Genomic DNA, 209 nt, shown 5'->3' with positions numbered 1-209 from the left:
GGCATTCGCCGCCTGGACCAGTACCGCAAGCCGAACCAGCTGATCGTCAACACCAGCCCGGCGTTCGCGCGCCATTGGCTGGTGCCGCGCCTGCAGGCGTTCCATGAGCGCCATCCCGAGGTGGATCTGTGGCTCTACACCAGCGATGAGGCGCCGGACATGGCGACGCAGACCATCGACATCGCCTTGCGCGACGATATCGGCCCGCA

The 209-nt window shown here is 66.5% G+C and carries 1 protein-coding gene; it reads left to right on the top strand.

The window, feature by feature from the left end; translation table 11 throughout:
• The coding region (locus FD47_RS15310) for a LysR substrate-binding domain-containing protein (protein WP_235806140.1) at window positions 1–209 on the top strand (209 nt) is incomplete at both ends.

This window comes from Lentilactobacillus parafarraginis DSM 18390 = JCM 14109 (assembly GCF_001435895.1).
In the GTDB taxonomy this organism is placed as follows: domain Bacteria; phylum Bacillota; class Bacilli; order Lactobacillales; family Lactobacillaceae; genus Lentilactobacillus; species Lentilactobacillus parafarraginis.
The sequence above is the reverse complement of the archived record's forward strand: the minus strand, read 5'-3'. Positions and strand labels throughout refer to the sequence as shown.